General features: G+C 45.5%; 2 protein-coding genes. Both read right to left on the reverse strand.

The window, feature by feature from the left end; genetic code table 11:
* Nucleotides 1-566: endo-1,4-beta-xylanase (locus tag VN105_RS00885; RefSeq protein ID WP_325636983.1), on the reverse strand; the 566-nt coding region annotated here is incomplete at its 3' end.
* A gap of 42 nt (nt 567-608) precedes the next feature.
* The gene (locus VN105_RS00890) at nt 609-1,652 is read right to left on the reverse strand and encodes a glycoside hydrolase family 43 protein (RefSeq protein ID WP_325636985.1); all 1,044 of its coding nucleotides are present in this window, start codon (nt 1,650-1,652) and stop codon (nt 609-611) included.
* Nucleotides 1,653-1,673 lie beyond the last annotated feature (21 nt).

Consider the following 1,673-nt stretch of genomic DNA (forward strand, 5'->3'; position numbering starts at 1 on the left):
GCTTTTTCAATAAATTCTTCACCACAGATCCGGTACCATAAAGAGTTCCTGTAAAACTCACGGGGATCGTCACTTATCGCTTCGTTCACCACATCCCAGGCATATACTACTCCCTTATATCTTTTTACTACGGTAGTAATATGCTCCTTCAACCGTTGCAGCAATACTTCTTTACTTACCTGCTGCCCGTTAGCATCCTTAAAAATCCATCCCGCAGCCTGTTTATGCCACACTAAGGTATGTCCTCTCAATTTCATACCGTTACTACGGGCAAAGGCCGCTACGGAATCAGCATCTCTCCAGTTATACCATTGTTCACCCGGGTGGATAACACTCATTTTCATGGCGTTTTCAGGAGTAAGACTATTAAACTGGCTGATAAGCAAGCCCGCTTCATCTGTTTTCAGCGCATGCGCTGAAACGGCCACGCCTATAGGGAAATAGCTTTTGTAATAATCCTTCAGTCCTCCCGTTCCGGGAGCAACGGCAGGGTGCTTACGATAGGCGAAGCAACAAACGCTTACCAGAACGATCAAAGCAATAGCAGCATAGCTGATGTATTTCATATGAAGATGATTTCATTAAATAGTTACTTCTAAAAACGTATTTTATCTGAATGCGCTTATAGTTTGAATGGTGCCGTCGCTGTTATATTTCAGCGCTGCTACCTTCACATTCCTCAAATGTGTTTTGCCGGACAACTGTGTATCGTGGTAAAACAAATACCATTTGCCGCCGGTTTCAATAATGGAGTGATGGTTCGTCCAGCCATCAACAGGTTTCAATATCACACCCTGGTATTTAAATGGCCCGTAAGGGCTATCTCCTATGGCATAGGCAATATTATGCGTATCGCCTGTTGAATAGGAGAAGTAATATTTACCTTTATATTTATGCATCCAGGCGGCTTCAAAAAAACGCTTGTCATTATCTTTTTCCATGAACAGGTTACCGTTGCTGTCTGTGATCTTTACTTCAACCGGTTCATTCTCCAGGCTTTTCATTCCCGGGGAAAGCTTTGCAACGCGGGGCAGGATCGCCGGCTCATTTTTGTTACGCAACTTCGCAGCGGCATCGTACCGGTTGTTGTTCCAGTTTTGCAACTGACCGCCCCAGATACCGCCAAAGTATAAATAAAACGAGCCGTCATCATCCCTGAATACACATGGATCAATACTGTAGCTACCTGCTAACGGCTCTTTCTCTGCGGTAAAGGGACCTTGCGGCTGCGTGGAAGTGGCCACCCCTATCCTGAATATTCCCTGCTTATCTTTAGCGGGGAAATACAGGTAGTAAGTACCTTGTGAAAAAGCCGCATCAGGCGCCCATAGCTGTTGTGAGGCCCAGGGCACATCTTCTACCCGTAAGGCCACACCATGATCGGTTACCTTTCCCCCGATGAAATCCATCGACAGGATATGATAGTCGGCCATCCTGAAATGATCGCCATTATCATTCTCGGTGGTTTTCGTTGCAGTGTCGTGGGAGGGGTAAATAAATATCTTACCATTAAAATAATGAGCCGACGGATCAGCGGTATAAATGTGGGATACCAGCGGCTGCGACGCGTATTTACCGGTATCCTTTTCATTAGCCGTATGCTGCGCATTTGCCTGGATCCAGGCAGTTATAAAAAAGAACAGGTACAACACCCGTTTATAATAACCCTGATG

The organism is Chitinophaga sp. (genome assembly GCF_035564935.1).
Lineage (GTDB): Bacteria > Bacteroidota > Bacteroidia > Chitinophagales > Chitinophagaceae > Chitinophaga.